Annotated in this window: 15 protein-coding genes; 5 read left to right on the top strand and 10 right to left on the bottom strand. The window is 56.0% G+C overall.

What is annotated here, in order from left to right; genetic code table 11:
• Positions 1 to 15: 15 nt before the first annotated feature.
• From PM04_RS04035 to PM04_RS03995, 10 genes are all read right to left on the bottom strand, one after another.
• Positions 16 to 744, bottom strand: a complete 729-nt coding sequence (locus PM04_RS04035) for a hypothetical protein (protein ID WP_038004036.1) — start codon at positions 742 to 744, stop codon at positions 16 to 18.
• Positions 745 to 854: 110 nt separating this feature from the next.
• Positions 855 to 1772, bottom strand: coding sequence for a glycosyltransferase family 10 domain-containing protein (locus PM04_RS17605; protein WP_084212696.1), 918 nt, complete (start codon positions 1770 to 1772; stop codon positions 855 to 857).
• A gap of 291 nt (positions 1773 to 2063) precedes the next feature.
• Positions 2064 to 2669 (bottom strand): sulfotransferase family 2 domain-containing protein, encoded by a 606-nt coding sequence (locus PM04_RS17600; RefSeq protein ID WP_084212695.1) that lies wholly within the window; start codon positions 2667 to 2669, stop codon positions 2064 to 2066.
• Positions 2670 to 2900: 231 nt separating this feature from the next.
• The gene (locus PM04_RS17325) at positions 2901 to 4067 is read right to left on the bottom strand and encodes a hypothetical protein (RefSeq protein ID WP_052077288.1); all 1167 of its coding nucleotides are present in this window, start codon (positions 4065 to 4067) and stop codon (positions 2901 to 2903) included.
• Between the two features lie 410 nt (positions 4068 to 4477).
• Positions 4478 to 4690, bottom strand: a complete 213-nt coding sequence (locus PM04_RS04020; RefSeq protein WP_052068194.1) for an AlpA family transcriptional regulator — start codon at positions 4688 to 4690, stop codon at positions 4478 to 4480.
• 57 nt (positions 4691 to 4747) lie between these two features.
• Complete coding sequence (locus PM04_RS04015) at positions 4748 to 5542, bottom strand: hypothetical protein (protein WP_152593955.1); 795 nt, start codon at positions 5540 to 5542, stop codon at positions 4748 to 4750.
• Positions 5539 to 6723 carry a site-specific integrase gene (locus tag PM04_RS04010; RefSeq protein ID WP_038004026.1) on the bottom strand — a complete coding sequence of 395 codons (1185 nt, stop codon included), beginning with the start codon at positions 6721 to 6723 and terminating at the stop codon, positions 5539 to 5541. Before PM04_RS04010 ends, PM04_RS04015 begins: the two co-directional genes overlap by 4 nt.
• A 361-nt stretch (positions 6724 to 7084) precedes the next feature.
• Entirely contained in the window at positions 7085 to 7705 is a 621-nt protein-coding gene (locus PM04_RS04005; protein WP_038004020.1) for a TetR/AcrR family transcriptional regulator, read from the bottom strand.
• The gene (locus tag PM04_RS04000; RefSeq protein WP_152593954.1) at positions 7702 to 9219 is read right to left on the bottom strand and encodes a trimethylamine methyltransferase family protein; all 1518 of its coding nucleotides are present in this window, start codon (positions 9217 to 9219) and stop codon (positions 7702 to 7704) included. Before PM04_RS04000 ends, PM04_RS04005 begins: the two co-directional genes overlap by 4 nt.
• A 20-nt stretch (positions 9220 to 9239) precedes the next feature.
• Positions 9240 to 11645, bottom strand: coding sequence for an FAD-dependent oxidoreductase (locus PM04_RS03995; RefSeq protein ID WP_038004013.1), 2406 nt, complete (start codon positions 11643 to 11645; stop codon positions 9240 to 9242).
• 143 nt (positions 11646 to 11788) lie between these two features.
• On the opposite strand from PM04_RS03995, the gene PM04_RS03990 reads away from it, so the two are divergent.
• From PM04_RS03990 to gph, 5 genes are all read left to right on the top strand, one after another.
• A complete protein-coding gene (locus PM04_RS03990) occupies positions 11789 to 12451 on the top strand; it encodes a fumarylacetoacetate hydrolase family protein (protein WP_038004010.1) in 663 nt (220 codons plus the stop codon).
• Positions 12452 to 12522: 71 nt separating this feature from the next.
• Positions 12523 to 13542 carry a TRAP transporter substrate-binding protein gene (locus tag PM04_RS03985; RefSeq protein ID WP_038004007.1) on the top strand — a complete coding sequence of 340 codons (1020 nt, stop codon included), beginning with the start codon at positions 12523 to 12525 and terminating at the stop codon, positions 13540 to 13542.
• A 38-nt stretch (positions 13543 to 13580) separates the two neighbouring features.
• Positions 13581 to 14150, top strand: coding sequence for a TRAP transporter small permease (locus PM04_RS03980; protein WP_369793294.1), 570 nt, complete (start codon positions 13581 to 13583; stop codon positions 14148 to 14150).
• Positions 14147 to 15463 (top strand): TRAP transporter large permease, encoded by a 1317-nt coding sequence (locus tag PM04_RS03975; protein WP_038004004.1) that lies wholly within the window; start codon positions 14147 to 14149, stop codon positions 15461 to 15463. Before PM04_RS03980 ends, PM04_RS03975 begins: the two co-directional genes overlap by 4 nt.
• Positions 15460 to 16110: a phosphoglycolate phosphatase gene (gene gph, locus PM04_RS03970; protein ID WP_038004001.1), complete on the top strand. Its 651-nt coding sequence runs from the start codon at positions 15460 to 15462 to the stop codon at positions 16108 to 16110. Before PM04_RS03975 ends, gph begins: the two co-directional genes overlap by 4 nt.
• Positions 16111 to 16116: the final 6 nt, after the last annotated feature.

The raw sequence follows: 16116 nt of genomic DNA, 5'->3' as shown, positions 1-16116 counted from the left end.
AAGAACTTCACAGGCCTACCACCAACGGGTCTTTTCACGCTTGTGCACAGCGCGCATACGATGAAATACAGTATCCTCAATTTGCAGCCTACGCCAGATCTCGGCTAAAATTGGTCCTGCAAGTTGCACAGTCATAAACGGTTGAAGTCGCCACAGCATATTTCGGAGAGTATCATCCGTGCCGACGGTAAAGCATGACATGCCTTCGAAGAGCGGAACTAGCTCTTTTTGCACCCTTTCCAATGATTTTGGATCGAGAGCCAATTCATCTGCATGTCCAAGTAGTCGCTCACTTTCGTACATCTTTACAGTGTTCACGAGCGCTGAAGTGACCATAGCCGCACCACGCACAGCCATATCGTCATCATGTTCTGCAAATGTATCGCTCGCCGCAATGAGCCACCGCATGTTCAAATGTTCGCAAAGAAAATCAGTCTCCTCCTCCCAAAGCAGCCGAAACTCCGAATATATCTTGGGAGTTTGAAACTCACGGCGGATTAATACAATCAATTTAGCATGGTGCCATAACAATTCTGGCTGAGTCGAAAATTCTTGCCGCAAATTATCTAAATGTTGATCAAGCGACTTTTCAGAACCACGCGTCTGCACAGCATCACCTAATTGAATAATATTCTCTCTCATGGCTGTAAAATCATATTCGCTGCGAACGTGGCGCAAAGCGCCAAATCGCTTGCGACACTGATTAAATGACAAACGGCGGTGAAACTTATTGGGCTTTTTCATTTTACCTCCCAAACACTATATCATCACGTAAACCGACATATATAAGGGCACCCACAATGAGACATCGTTTTTGCCTAGGCCAACCGGTACCTAAAATAACACTTAGACACCTATCGAGCCACGGCAATGATACGCTTGACATAGTCTCTCAGTGGCTCAACAGACGGAATACTCGTTAATAACGCAGCGCTCTCAAACTGCTCTACGCACTGCCGATCACTAATCAAATCATCCCAACCGTTATATCCTTGAGACGCATAGTCAAGAAGATTCAAGAATGATTTCGGATTGAAATCACAGCCTATATTCTGATCAGCCCAAGTAATTGGAAGGCTACCACTAGCGAAAGCTTCAAGCACTTTCTCTGTATAATAGCCAGGATACAAACTATTCTCAGGGCAAAGATTATAGGAATATTCCTTCAAAATAATATCTTTAAATGATCCACTCGACTCGCTGTTCTTTATCGATCCATCAAAAGCAGGGCCATAAGTATCAAGCCGCATTCTGCTGGAGACAGCTTCCATTAGTGCTTTACGAGGCTCCCTGATTTGACCGAAAAATGCTGCACATCCACCATTACGGTCTTTTAAAAATTTTCCTAGCGGCATCAGAAGATCTCTAATCCGAAAGTAACGGCTTATTCGAAGTGGATCAGGCCTACTAACGCCTTCGTGACTCCAATCAAGAGATTCCATCCAATAGGGAAAACGATAGTCAAAATCTGTAGTTGAAAAATCATAACTTATCGAAAAATCGAATTTATTCTCATGCCGCACATTCTCAATCGAATGAAATACACTTATAGGCTGTGATACCCTACCCCTAAAATGCTTCGGTTCGAAAGAAGCTTTTCGCTTCACAAAGCGACCTACGATCTTAGGTGTTCTAGCAAAAGGTCCATAAATTACGATTGCGGCTTTATCTGCCGCCACTTCCCGTAAAGGTGTTCGGCTTTCCTGCCGGAGCAAGTTGTAAAAGACCGTTCGCCTAAAATCAGGGTACTGGTGCAGTATTGCTATATCCATCTTTTATCCCAATATTTTTCTACTGCATGAAACCAGGCATGTTAGTTACCATCGACGAAGACGCCTATGAAAGTATCTAATGTAGTGTACGTCTGTTTTTAGATTAATATGAGCTACCTTAGTGTCACACAGAGAATTATGACATACTAGCAGGGCTATTTCTAGTTTTTGAAGACTTACGCCACCTATCATCCCAGATCAAGCCTGGCCCTATGACACACTAGAACCCATCATTCTATTGCAGAACTAGAAACGTACCTCAAAGAATGATCAGTGAGAGCACGCCTACAACTAGATATACAAGTCCATTGAGTAATTGAAAATCTTGAAATCAAGCTGATATTTTTCCTGCACAAGCTTTCGCGTCTCTTTGTTATGGCCCGTATTTAAGTTCAAATTCTTGATGGAGTTCACATGGGGAAGCTCTGCGTTTAGATGCATTTTTCTCGAAATGGCTCTAAAATCTTCATTGATCGTTTCAAACCTCCCTACGTATGAGACCATGATATTCCCCCTAGCATCCAGAATATACTCGCTTTGCGGCTTCGGCGGCATTACCTTGAGATATTCCTGAAAGCTAAGCGGCTCAGGCGTATTTCTCCTATGGAAATAATTATAATATGACAAAGTCCAATCAAATGGGTTGCTAACAATAGAAAAACTAAAATAATTAAAATACTCGTCTCCCAACACTTCTCGATGCTCGATTGCGCTAGGATGTCCACCTTCGTTTATACTATTCACCCGGTAAGACAGTCGCATACTTTTTAGCGTTTTGTTCGCACGGCGGATCAAAACCGTTTTTAGATCGCGATGTGGTTTCAAGGCACGACCAATACTAGAGCCGCCAGTTTTTGGAATATGGATGAATATCGTGCGATGCTTTGTATAAATCATAAATTTGCGGCCTTCCTTTCAACCTCTTAAAGCAACAGAGCGTGCGATATTTAAGCTACCAGCTGGATCACATTAAAAAGGCTTATCCGGCCCCTTCTTAAGTCGTCTATTCTATTATCATCGCCGATTAGTATATAATCTACTCAGGTAAAAGAAGCAGTTATCTTTTGGACGCAAGCTTTCGACAAACCACTTTACTGCGCAGTCAGCTATCAAAACGTTCGATTGTGTTCAACAGCTTTCACAAACGGCATACCTCGCCCTTGCGGCCTCCAACTTCTGGGTGGCGCGATCAGGGTGACGCCCGATTTCGCGTCCGATGTGGTCGGCAGTCCCTGCGATGAATGTTTGCAGCTGATCGGCACTTACCCCGTGTAGGCCTGCGCGTGCGATCATGCAGCCCGAGACTTGAGCGAGAAGCGTTTCATCTGCGACCGCCTTGCAAATCTCCCGTATTTCATCTGGATCGGCCATGCTCGCTAGCTCGTCGAAGTCGCCGTCAAGCGCGGCACGTGCTGCCACCCAAATCGGATGATCGGGCCATCGGGAGCGGTTGGTGTCCGAGGTCGGGAGCGTGAACCGCACCTGGTCAAAGGCCGTCTCTATAATCTGTGGCAAGCGCGCTTTGAGGTTGCCCCAAGTGGTGACAGCCCAGCGTTCTTTCAGATGTTTTTTAAATGCCCGCACCTCAATTCGCCACACTTCGCTTTGTGCACGATCTTCAATCACAAGCGGGGCGTGACCGTCCCGTGCCCGCGCATCATTCCAAATATTCAGCCAATACGGCTTATGCTTTGCGATGATTTCCGCCCGTTTGTCGTATAAGATCACTTGCCTGCCGGGGTTCTTACCGACCGTAATCGTTTCAACACGACCCGACTTGCCATCCACATCGATGGACGGATCCGCATGGTCGCGCACATTGGTACGGGAGTGGGTGACGAAGTGGTCCCTTTGAGGCCGCAGGTCTGGAGCGAGAAAGTCAAAGGCGAAATCGACACGCCCGATGCTTTCTGAACCAAGCTCGTAGTTCAGCTCCAACCTCTCTAACTTTTGCTCAAGGTCAGCGCGGACCTTTTGCAGACCATGCAAGGCGAGCGAGAGCGCACCGCAGGAAACCCAAACGCCCCATTCGTCACCATTGTCGCGAGGGTGTTTCAGAAACCAATTCTCGCCAAATGGGGTGCCGGGTTCGGTGCTACATCGATAGGCGTACCCTCCACTGGCGCCCGTTTGGGCAACGAGCATGGTCAGCCCATTATGGGTGAAGATGCCCACGTCCTGCTGGGCAAGTTTACTTTGCTCTTGAGCTTCCAGAAGCTTTGCAGCCACGGCTTCGTTGACGGTCAGCGGGAATGACACATCGAGACCATCAAATCCTTTTCTTATTAAATTCATTTATCTTTTTCCTATTTTTGTATTTCTAGAGGGGGGTGTTACAAAGACCCCCCTTTTTGCGGGATCACCGCGCGGACCCACGCGGGCTGGTGCCCGCCGCCCCCACGCAGTGTTCCTGCCACTTCAACGCATCGAACGGCCCGAGCACGCTCCAGCGTCAGCGTATTGAACGGCAATCGTCGGCAGTGATGAGGTGAATGCAGTGGTGGTGAACGGCGGCAATCGCAGTCTTGCAGGACACGCGGCGCAAAGCTCTACCGTCTCTGCGCTCTGCGTTCGTCCCTCCGGAACTGAGACTTGGACGTGATCACTCCCCCACCAACCGACACAAGCAGTCGCTGAGAACAGGGTGGATAGCGGTTCCAAGCGGTGCGCCCTTGCGGCGTCGCTGTTCTGATTGGGAGGCCGTGTCATTGGGGGTTATGTTCCTGACGCCGTGCCTCGACCCACGCCAAGACATCCGCTTGGTGATAACGCACGGATTGCCCAAACTTGTGAAAGGCAGGCCCATGACCTGTCATGCGCCACTTTTGGATCGTACGGACAGATTGGCAAATTAAGTCCGCGACCTGTTTCTCGTTTAGAAACGGGCGGGGAATATCACTAGTATTCAAAAACGTCATCGCATCCTCATCGATTAATTCAATGAGGATTTGCTACGATAGGATACGTGGATTCAGCTAGCGATCCCGCTTGTTGAAACTCGCCAAGAAAGTTGCAGCATTTTGCATGTTGCTGACTGGAATGGATTTTTCTCGCACCCGCCTGCTGACAGTGCGGACTTGCGCAAATGACACATCGGGAAAAGCGACGCTCACAACATCAACACAGAACCGTGCGGCATTGGACAGTGGTGCATCGTCTGTGTGCCAATCCAAGGTAAATGGCGCGCCTGTACCATTCACGTAGGCTTGGTAGGCAGCCAACAGTAACAGTTCCAAGTCCTCATTGGCGGGCCGACCGCCTTGACCTCTTGCTACTCTCTCTGCGGTTTCAAGGTAGCAATCGAGCTTCGCAGACAACTCAGACAATTCTTCGATCAAGGCAAGTCCTTCGCGGTTCGTTTGCGCGATTGTCTTGAAAGACGCCAAAGCCGCCTCCGGTATGCTCTCGAAGTCGCCGGATTGGAGAATATCGACGTTTGGCATTAGCTTCTGGCAGGCACTTGCGCGTTCGACCAGAAAACGGGTTTCGGGCTCCAGAATGTTTATCTGACGGTCGAGCTTGTTAATGGTGCGGCGCAAGGCACCAAGTTCTTTCCGAGCTTCTGGGTAGCTTTTTTCGAAGCCTGTAGCGTTTGCGGCAAAGTTCAAAGTAAATCGCAGCACCGGAGTAAGCGCGTCTAAGAAACCATATCGTCGAGCAATCGGAGCGAAAACGTCCGTCGTGAAGGGTTGCTCAGGATCTGCCCCAGCATCAGCCATAGCCTGAACGAACTGGATTAAAGTGTCTCTATTTGTCTGGTCGTCGCTCACTTAATCACCCGCAGATGGTTCTTCGGTTTAGACGCACCAAGGCTTGCAAAAATAGCCGTACTGTTTTCCTCAGCCGCCGCTCGGACAGGATCGTCGGCGAGGTGCGCATAGCGCAGGGTTGTTTGCAGTTGTGTATGTCCCAAGAGGCGGCCCACCATTTGTATCGGCATCCCACCGGACACCGCTATCGAGGCATAGGTGTGGCGCAAATCGTGAATTCTGACGTCCTCAAGGCCCGCCAGTTCGCGGATACGTCGCCACGGTCGCTGCATATCGGTGATGTGCGTGTCCGGCAGCTTACCTTCGATAATAAACGGATTGCCCGCTGTGCGGGGAAGGCCATCGAGAACAGCGCGGGCGGCGGCAGGCAGAGGAACGCACCGCTTGCCCACTTTGCTATCTGGCAGCTCTAGCCCGCGCTCGGTCACATACTCCCACTTCGCCGTCTGAATCTCACCCAAGCGACATCCCGTGAGGAGCAGCAAACGAAACGCTGCTATAACATGCGGCGTCTCGGAACCGTCGTCTTCACAGCGCTTGAGAATTTGGCCGAGGTGCTGGATTTCGGCTTGGGTCAGATACCGCTCCAGCTTGTTCTCTTTGTACTTCGGAACGTGGCGGCAGGGGTTGGTCCCGTCAGGCCGCAGCCCCCAGAGTTCCGCGAGGTTGAACATCTTGGACAGGACCGAGAGCATCCGGTTCGCTTGGATCGGCGTGTCGCGGTGGCGGTAGTGCAGGTTGGCAATATCTTTGCGCAGCACGTCGGTGACTTTGAACATACCAAGCGCGGGGCGGATCATGCGGCGGATCGTGGAGGAATAATCCTTGGCCGTGGACGGCTTCACATGCACTGCGACATGCACATCGAGGAAACGGTCGCAGAGGTCCGAGACCGTGGGAGCCATCCGCTCAATCGCAATCTGTTCCACCGGATCGTAACCGCCTGCGACCTGACCGAGCATCTCTCGCGCTTGATCGCGGGCTTGCTCGACGGACACGACACCAAAGCGACCCAACGCGGCGCGGCGCGTTCGAGCACCTTTGCGATACTGAACTTGAAACGTCTTGGTGCCGGACGGCATGACACGGACACCAAAACCGACAACGAGCGTGTCCCACATGAAGTAAGGTGTGGTTTTGGGCTGAAGCGCCGCAACAGCGCGTTTTGTAATCTTAGGCAAATCTATTTCTCCAAATGCAGCCCGAAACCTTGGAAGCATAGTGGCAGCGGGCGGATGAAAACCGTGGAGTAAGGCATAGAAACCCGTCGTGAGCGACGTCAAGAATAACAAAGTAAATACAGTAATTTAGCGTACACAAGCGTAAGTCAGCGAAGCACAAAAACGCGGCTTTTAATCAGCGGGTCACAGGTTCGAATCCTGTACGGCTCACCACTTTCTCTAAAGTATCGCTTGTAGCATAACGGGCATAGCTTGTTTGCTGCAGTACTCGCGTGAACGCGTGCCGTTCAAAACGCACGACAACGCATCGAATCACAGCTCATAAAATGACCGGGGCCATTTCTGCCGCGCAATGAGCCGATCACGCAATTGCTTTGCGGAACGCCTCAATCTCAGCCGCGCTTGCGGATTGACCTGTGAAGGCCAACAAGTAGCCGGGCAAGCGGGAGAGGCGGATGTCGAGGCTTTCGGACAGCTCCAGCGCGTAGTAGCCGATCTGTTGGTAGTATAGCACGCGGGCGCGGATATCAGCTTCGGCGGGGCTGTAATCATAGCGGGCAAACATATCGCGCAGCGCGTCGGTGCGGGCCGTATCGCTACGGTCGATGACGGCGCGCACAGCTGGGTCGCGGCGTGACCATTCTCGCACCGCGAAATCCAGTTGATAGTTAAAACCCTCTGGACGCACGACGCAGATGAAAAAATTGCAAAGCGCCTCGGTGATTGTGGCGGCGGGCAGGTTGGCGTGGTGGATCAGAATGCCGGTGTTTGTCCGTTCCCATTCAGCCAAGAGTTGGTCCAAGAGGTCTTCGCGGCTTTTGAAGTACCAATAGAAGCTGGAGCGCGAGACGCCCAGCGCGGCCCCGATCTTCATGATTTTGACGTCCTGCACCCCGTTCGAGACCAAGATATCCATCGCAACCCGCAGCCAATCCTCTCGGGTGGCTTTGGTCTGGGGGAGGGATGTGTCTGAACCGCTCAACTGACTGGAAACGCCCCGCCCTCAGCGGTGCGCGCGGCGATAAATGCGTTGAGCGCGCGCAGCCGTTCGGGAGTCACGTTGGCGGGGGGCTTGTGGGTTGCAACGATCTCCTGCCATAGGGCCGTCGCGCGGGTGGAGGCATCGAGCGCGCCGCGCTCTGTCCATGTGCCGAAGTTGGACCAATCCGCCACGACGGGCGCGTAGAATGCGCTGGCATAACGTTCCATCGTATGCGCGCAGCCGAAGAAATGCCCACCGGGTTGCACCTCCTTGAGGGCTTCGAACGCCATCGCGGCCTCATCTGCGGCGGTGGGCGTGCACAGTTCGGCCATGACCTGCACCATCTCCATGTCGGTGATGAATTTCTCGTAGGATACGCTTAGCCCCCCCTCTAGCCAGCCCGCAGCGTGAATGATGACGGTAGCCCCGGCCATCAACGCACCCCAAGCGCTGATCTCGGTTTCGTGGGCGGCTTGGGCGTCATTGATATTGGCCGCACAACCGGCGGCGTTGCGCCATGGCAGGCCCAGGTGGCGGGCCATTTGCCCCGTCCCGAGGCTGACCTTTACCTGCTCGGGCGTACCGAACGCAGGCGCGCCGGATTTCATATCAACGTTGGATGAGAATGAGCCGTACATCACCGGCGCGCCGGGGTTTGCCAGTTGCGTCAGGGTGATCGCGGCCATGGCCTCTGCATGGCTGAGCACCAACGCACCCGCGACCGTAACAGGCGCCATGGCCCCCATCAGGCAAAATGGCGTAACCACAGACGGCTGACCGTACCGGGCGAAATCAATCAGCCCCTGCGCCATTGGGATGTCTATCTGGCGCGGAGAGTTGGTGTTGATGATCGTATAACAGTGTGGCTTTGCGCGGAATTCAGCCTCAGACAGGTCGCGGAACGCGCGGATCATCTCAAAGCAATCCCTCACCTGTTCGGATCCGCGCGAAAACACAAACGGAACTTTGTCCGAGAGGGTCAGTTGCGCCTTGGTAAAGGCGTAATGGCGGACCTCGGGCGCGATATCCTGCGGCTCAACCCCGGGGCTCAGCATTTGGATCGCGTCAAAGTGCTGCACCATCTGTGTCAGCTCTTCGACATCACGCAGCGCGCCGGGGCGGCGGCCCCGCTTGAGATCAGTCACGTTCGGCGCACCTGCCCCGCTTTGAAACGAAAGCGTGCCGAGTTCCATGACGACTTCGCGCGGCGCAGTCCCGCCGTGGATCGTGAAGGATTTGGGCGCGGTCGCGAGGGCCGCATCCACGATATCTGCATCGAGATAGACCATATCGTCCACCACCCGCGCACCCGCCGCCGCAAAAAGGTCCCGCGCCTCTGGCAACAGAACCTTGATACCAAGCTCGCGCAGAACCCGCAGGGAGGTGGCGTGCAGTTCTGCCACCTCATCCTGCGAGAACACGTTTTGCGGCGTGAACGGATTGCGCAACTGGCGATAGTTGACTGTGCGCCGTGGCGTTGTGTCAGCCAGCGCGCGTTTGCGGCCGCGACGCATTGGGGGGGCTTGCTCCTGCATCAGGCCCCTCGCATGGCGTTGCCCGCCGGGTCGTAGGGAGAGGCCGCAATCACGGTCGCCCCCCGTTCCACGCCGACGACGTGCATGGTCAATTCCGTACCCTCAGCGGCGCAGTCTTGGTTCACCATCCCCATTGCGAGCGATTTGCCCGTCGTGTGTCCGTACCCGCCCGAGGTCACGAAACCGACCTTTTCACCATCGCGCCAGATCGGTTCATAGCCGCTGGCATCAGCGTCCTTGGCATCCACTTCCAACGTCACAAGCACTTGGGCCGGGCCTGAGCCAGCACGCTCGGCCTCTGCCGCAGCTTTGCCGACGAAGTCCTTGGACCAGTCGATCCAGCGGTCCATACCGGTTTGCGCAGCGGTGTAGCCTTGGGTGAACTCAGCCGACCAGATGCCAAAGCTTTTCTCCAGCCGCAGGGACAGGAGCGCGTTGAAGCCGATCTCTTTGATGCCGTGGGCTGCACCTGCTGCCAAAAGCGTTTCGCGCAGGGTGATGTGTTCCGCCGCCGAGCAGTGGATTTCATAGCCCAACTCACCCGCGACCGACAGGCGCCCGACCTTGCACCGCAGCATCCCGATGTCGAACGTGCCGCATCCCATGAACGGCAGCGTTGCGATGTCGTCTTGTGTCACGGCCTCCATGATCTTGCGCGCGTTCGGCCCAGAGACCGAGAACCCGACGGTGGCATCCGCGATGTCCGTGACGGTCACGCCGTCGTCCATGTGGTCATCGAACCAACGCATGTGCCATTCGCGCAGATAGTAGCTGCCCATGATCCACCACGTCCCGTCGCCCCAGTTAAAGACGGTCAAATCCCCCTTCAGCTTGCCCGTGGGCGACAGCATCGGGGCCAGTTTCGCGCGGCCGGGTTTGGGCAGTTTGGACGCCATGATCCGGTCAAGCCACGCCTCTGCGCCGGGGCCGGACACCTCAAACCGGGAAAAGCCTGAGATATCCAACAGGCCCGCGGCCTCACGGGTGGCTTTGCATTCCGCAGCCACCAGATCAAACGCGTTTGAGCGCTTGAGCGTGGGTGTTTCCTTAAACCCTTCAGGCGCGAAATAGAGGGGCATTTCCAAGCCGTAGCTTGCCCCCCAACGCGCGCCCGCCGCCGACATCGCATCATAGGCCGAGGCCTTTTTCAGCGGACGCCCTGCGGGGAGTTGTTCGTTCGGGTATGTCATCACAAAGCGCCGGGTGTAGAACTGGCCCGTCGTTTCGCGGATGAACTGGCGGTTTTCGGCAAACTTGCCATATCGCGCGACGTCCATGCCAAACACGTCGGCCTCTGGCTCACCGTGGATCATCCACTCGGCCAGTGATTTGCCGACGCCGCCCCCCTGTAGGAAGCCTGCCATCACCGCACAGGCGCACCAATACCCGGGCTTGCCGCGCACCGGCCCGACGAGCGGGTTCCCATCGGGTGAGAACGTGAAGGCCCCATTGACCCACGTTTTAACTCCAACCTCTTGCAGCGCCGGGTAGCGTTCAAAACCAAGGATCAATTCATTCTCGATGCGGTCGGTCTGTTCTTGGAACAGCTCCATACCGTAATCCCACGGCGCGCCATCCAGCGCCCAGTGTTCGTGGTCAATTTCATAGATACCAAGCAGAACGCCCTTTTGGTCCTGCCGCAGATAGGTAAAGCCCTCTAGGTCCACGGTCATCGGGACCTCGAAATCCAGCTCTTCTAGCTGTGGGATCGTGTCCGAGATCAGATAGTGGTGTTTGAGCGGCGCGACCGGCAGTTCTATTCCCGCCATACGGCCCAACTGCTTGGCCCACAGCCCGCCTGCGTTCACCACATGCTCACACGTGACAACGCCCTTGTCAGTAATGACGCGCCAGCCGTCTTGGGTCTGTTCCAAGGCTTCGACCTTGGTGTGTTCAAACACAGATGCACCGCGTTTCTTGGCCGCAATCGCGTAGGCTTGGACGGTGCCGGTGGTATCAACATAGCCCTCTCGGTCGGCCCACATGCCGCCCAAAAGGCCGTCGGTGGACATGATGGGGCACAATTCGTGCGCCTCTTCGGGGGTCACGAGACGGCAATCCTCAATCCCGATGGATTGGAATGTGCGATACGCCGATTGCAACCATTCCCAGCGGTCGGGCGTGCCCGCCATGGTCAGCCCGCCGGTCATGTGCAGGCCGATGGATTGGCCGGATTCCTTCTCAATCTCGGGCAGAAGGTCGATCGTATAAGCCTGAAGAGCCGCGATGTTGGGGTCCGCGTTCAGCGCGTGGATGCCACCCGCCGCGTGCCACGATGACCCCGCCGTCAGGATTGACCGCTCCAGCAGGCACACGTCATCCCAGCCGAATTTGGCCAAGTGATACAGGACTGAGGCGCCGACAACGCCCCCTCCGATGACAACAACGCGGTAGTGCGATTTCATGACAAGCCTCCCAGAATCAGTCCGTTTTTAGAAACGCTAGAGTCGGAATTTCGATCCGTCTAGACACTTGTGTCCAGACCGCTGCGTCTGGTCCTTTCGAAACCCGCGCGCTAGGCTTTGAAAAACACTCTAGCGGAGCGCCTATGTCCCTCGTTTTTCCTGCACCTAAGCCCTTTGCTGTCCCCGTTGTGGGCAGCGACACCCTGTTCCCCGTGAGCCGGATTTTCTGCGTTGGGCGCAACTATGCCGCCCATGCCGCCGAGATGGGTAACGAGGTGGACCGCGAGGCCCCGTTTTATTTCACCAAGACCCCTGTGAACGCCCTACACACGGGTGCAACGCTGCCCTACCCGCCCGGCACCGAGGATTTTCACTACGAAATGGAGATGGCCGTTTATTTGAACGGCACGGAGGTGTTTGGTTACGGCTGCGCACTGGATATGACCCGCCGGGACCTGCAAATTCGTGAGCGGAAAAAGCAACGCCCTTGGGATCTAGGCAAGGATCTTGAGGGCGGCGCAGTAATGGCGCCCATCACACCCGCCGCAGAAGTGACTGACATCCACACCCATCACATTGCCCTGACCCAAAACGGCACCGAAAAGCAAAGCGCGCCGATTGCGGATATGGTCTGGTCCGTGCCCGACCTGATCAGTCATCTGTCCGGCTTTTATACGCTGCGCCCCGGTGATGTGATCCTGACGGGCACACCTGCGGGCGTTGGCCCCGTAACCCCCGGCGATGTGCTGCACGGCACGATCAACGGGCTGGCACCAGTTGACCTAACGATCACTGATCCAGCCTGAAAAACCGCTGGCTCGGTGGTGCGCGCTCGGGCAGACTTCCGGATACCGTGGGGAGATGAGAGGACACCGCCATGAACCGTCGCACCATTTTGGGCGTCATCGCCGCCGCCAGCCTTTGCTTTGCGCCCCCCGTTCAGGCACAAGACGTCACGCTGAACCTACACCAGTTTCTGCCAGCACAAGCCAATGTGCCCAAGCTGATCCTAGACGTTTGGGCTGATGCGATTGAGGCAGACTCAGACGGGCGCATTCAGATCAACCGCTTCCCCTCCATGCAGTTGGGTGGTGTGCCGCCGGAACTGATGGACCAAGCAATTGACGGTGTTGCGGATATCATTTGGACGGTGGTCGGGTACACGCCCGGCCGCTTCCCCCGCACGGAAGTGTTCGAACTGCCGTTCTTCGTCAGCGATGCCGCCGCCGCATCCAGCGCATATTGGCAGATGTACGAACGCCATATGCGCGACACGGAATTTCGCGATGTCCACGTGCTGGGCACATGGGTGCATGGCCCCGGGGTAATCCACTCGCAGGCCCCGATTACCGCGCCCGAGGATATGACCGGCGTCAAAGCACGGGGTGCCAGCCGCATGGTGAACCAGCTTTTGGGCGAACTGGGTGCCACGCCCGTGGGCATGCCTGTGCCTGCTATCCCAGAGGCCCTCTCGAAGGGGGTAGTGGATGCCGTAACAATTCCGTGGGAGGTCACCGGCGGGCTAAAGGTACCCGAATTGGTATCCAACCACACCGAATTTGAAGGCAACATGCTGTACACGCTGACCTTTGTGTTGGCGATGAACCCGGACAGCTACGCAGCCCTGCCCGATGACCTAAAGGCCGTGGTCGATGCGAACTCTGGCCTAGAGTTTTCGGTCAATGCAGGCCGCATCCAACAGGACGCAGATGCCCCGGCCCGCGCGGTGGCAGTTGCACGCGGAAACACGATCACGACAATCACCGATCCCAGCGATTGGGTCGCCAAAACCGCACCCATCTACACCGCGTGGATCGCTGAGATGGAGGCCAAGGGCATCGACGGACAAGCGTTGATTGACGAAGCAAAGGCCCTTATGGCTGCGCACGGCAACTAAAGCGTCCAAGGCCGGGCGTTCGCTTGGAGGGGTCGGGCATGATGCACCGGGCAATGATGACAGTCTGCCGGGCGATGGCCTTGGTCGGCGGGTTGGTGTTAATCGCGCTGATCACTCTTGTGTGCGTGTCGATCATGGGGCGCGCATTGAATGGCGTGCTGCACGGCATGGGCGACCTTGCACTGGCCAAAGCCCTGTTGGACCTTGGCATCGGACCTGTCACCGGCGACTTTGAGCTGGTTGAGGCGGGCATGGCCTTTGCGATCTTTGCCTTCTTGCCGCTGTGTCAAATCACGGGGGCACATGCCTCGGTCGATATCTTTACCTCCAAACTGCCGCCATGGGGCCTGCGGGTCCTGAAGGCTGCAATTGAGGTCCTGTTTGCCACGGTCTTGGTCATTATCGCGCTACAACTCTACGAGGGCACGCAGTCCAAGATGCGCTCGGGCCAGACGACATTCCTGCTGCAATTCCCGATCTGGTGGGCCTATCTCGCCAGCTTGTTTGCCGCGAGCCTTGCGGCACTTGTCGCGTGCTACATGGTCGTGCTGCGGTTTTGGGCCGTGCTGACTGCGGATGAAAGCCTGTTGGAGACCGACGCACAATGACCCCATTGGAAATAGGCGCATGGTCCTTTCCGGCCCTGCTGGTCCTCATCTTTTTGCGGGTCCCGATTGGGTTGGCCATGTTCTCAACAGGGTTTGTGGGGCTGTACCTTGTGACAGGTTCCACGAACTTGGCGCTCGCTCGGCTCAAATCCGAAAGCTTCACGACATTCTCTAACTACTCGCTTTCGATTGTGCCGATGTTCCTGTTGATGGGATATTTCGCGACCGTTGGCGGCATGTCGCAGGCGTTGTTCAAGGCGGCTGAGGGATTTTTGGGGCATCGGCGCGGTGGTGTGGCGATGGCCGCTGTTGGGGCCTGCGCGGGCTTTGGCGCGATCTGCGGATCATCGTTAGCAACGGCGGCGACCATGGGTCGGACCGCACTGCCCGAACTGCGCCGCTACGGCTATTCCGGCGGGTTTTCGACCGCAACGTTGGCGGCGGGCGGCACGCTGGGTATTTTGATCCCGCCATCCGTCATCCTTGTGATCTATGCGATCCTAACGGAGCAAAACATCGCCAAGCTGTTTCTGGCAGCACTTGCGCCGGGGTTATTGGCGGCGGCGGGCTACATGCTGACGATCTCGATTTATGTGCGGCTCTATCCGAATGCTGCGGGCACAAAACCCGCCGTGCCATGGGCCCAGCGCTTTGATGCGTTATGGCGGGTTTGGCCCGTTTTGATGGTGTTCCTAACGGTGGTTGGCGGCATCTATGGCGGTATCTTTACGCCGACCGAGGGCGCGGCTGTGGGCGCAATGGGCACCGCGCTAATCGCGCTGGCCAAGGGTGGGCTATCAAGTCGCGTGTTAACCGAAGGGTTGCTGTCCACCGCGAAAACCACTGGGTTTATCTTTTTCATCGTGCTGGGGGCCGCATTCTACAACGGGTTCCTTGCACTGACGCGGGTGCCCCAAGAATTGTCAGCCTTTGTCGTGGAGCAAGGCTTTGCCCCAATGGTCGTGCTGTGCCTGATCTTGGTGTTCTATCTGATCTTTGGCTGCCTGATGGACAGCTTATCCATGATCCTGTTGACCGTACCGATCTTTTTCCCCGTGATCTCAGCGTTGGATTTCGGCATGACGACAGAGCATGTCGCGATCTGGTTCGGCATCCTTGTGTTGATTGTGGTTGAGGTCGGGCTGATCACACCGCCAGTTGGGATGAACCTGTTCATTATCAACGCCATGGATAAAACCACCTCCATGATCGAAACCTATAAGTCGGTTCTGTTCTTTGTCGCTTCGGACATCGTGCGGGTGATCATTTTGGTCGCTTTCCCCGGCATCACATTGTTCTTGATTGCGCCATGACACCCATCATCTTTGACCTCGACGGGACGCTTCTGAACAGCGCGCCTGACATCCAAGCCGCTGTTAATCGCCTGATGGGCGAGATCGGCCAAGAGCCGCTTGATCTGGCAACTGTGATCTCATTCATCGGCAATGGGATCGGCGTTTTGTGCGGTCGGGTTGCAGAGCATCATGGCCTGCCAGCCGCAGATGTGCCCGATCTGACCGCGCGGTTGTTGGCGCACTATAACGCGGAGCCCGCAACACTAACGCATGCCTATCCCGGAGTGTTCGACGCACTGTCAGAGCTGCGCACGCGCGGGCATCCGATGGCCGTTTGCACCAACAAACCCGAGGCCCCTGCCCGCAAGGTGTTGGCGACATTCGGGCTGGACACGTTCTTTGAAACTATGGTCGGCGGTGACACATGCGCGACCCGTAAACCGGACGCTGGCCCCTTGCGTGAAACGATGGCGCGGCTTGGGCATACAGACTGCATCTATATTGGCGACAGCGAGGTCGATGCCGAAACGGCCAAGGCCGCAGGGGTGCCATTCGTGTTCTTTACCCACGGGTATTGCCACGTGCCGCCTGCCACGCTGACCATTCATGCGACCCTGACCGACTGGGCCGATTTGCCCGGGATCGTGGCGGAGCTGACCGCCTAGCAGGGC

The sequence above is a fragment of the Thalassobacter sp. 16PALIMAR09 genome (genome assembly GCF_000765485.1).
Lineage (GTDB): Bacteria > Pseudomonadota > Alphaproteobacteria > Rhodobacterales > Rhodobacteraceae > Thalassobacter > Thalassobacter stenotrophicus.
This window is presented reverse-complemented; position numbering and strand designations above follow the sequence as displayed.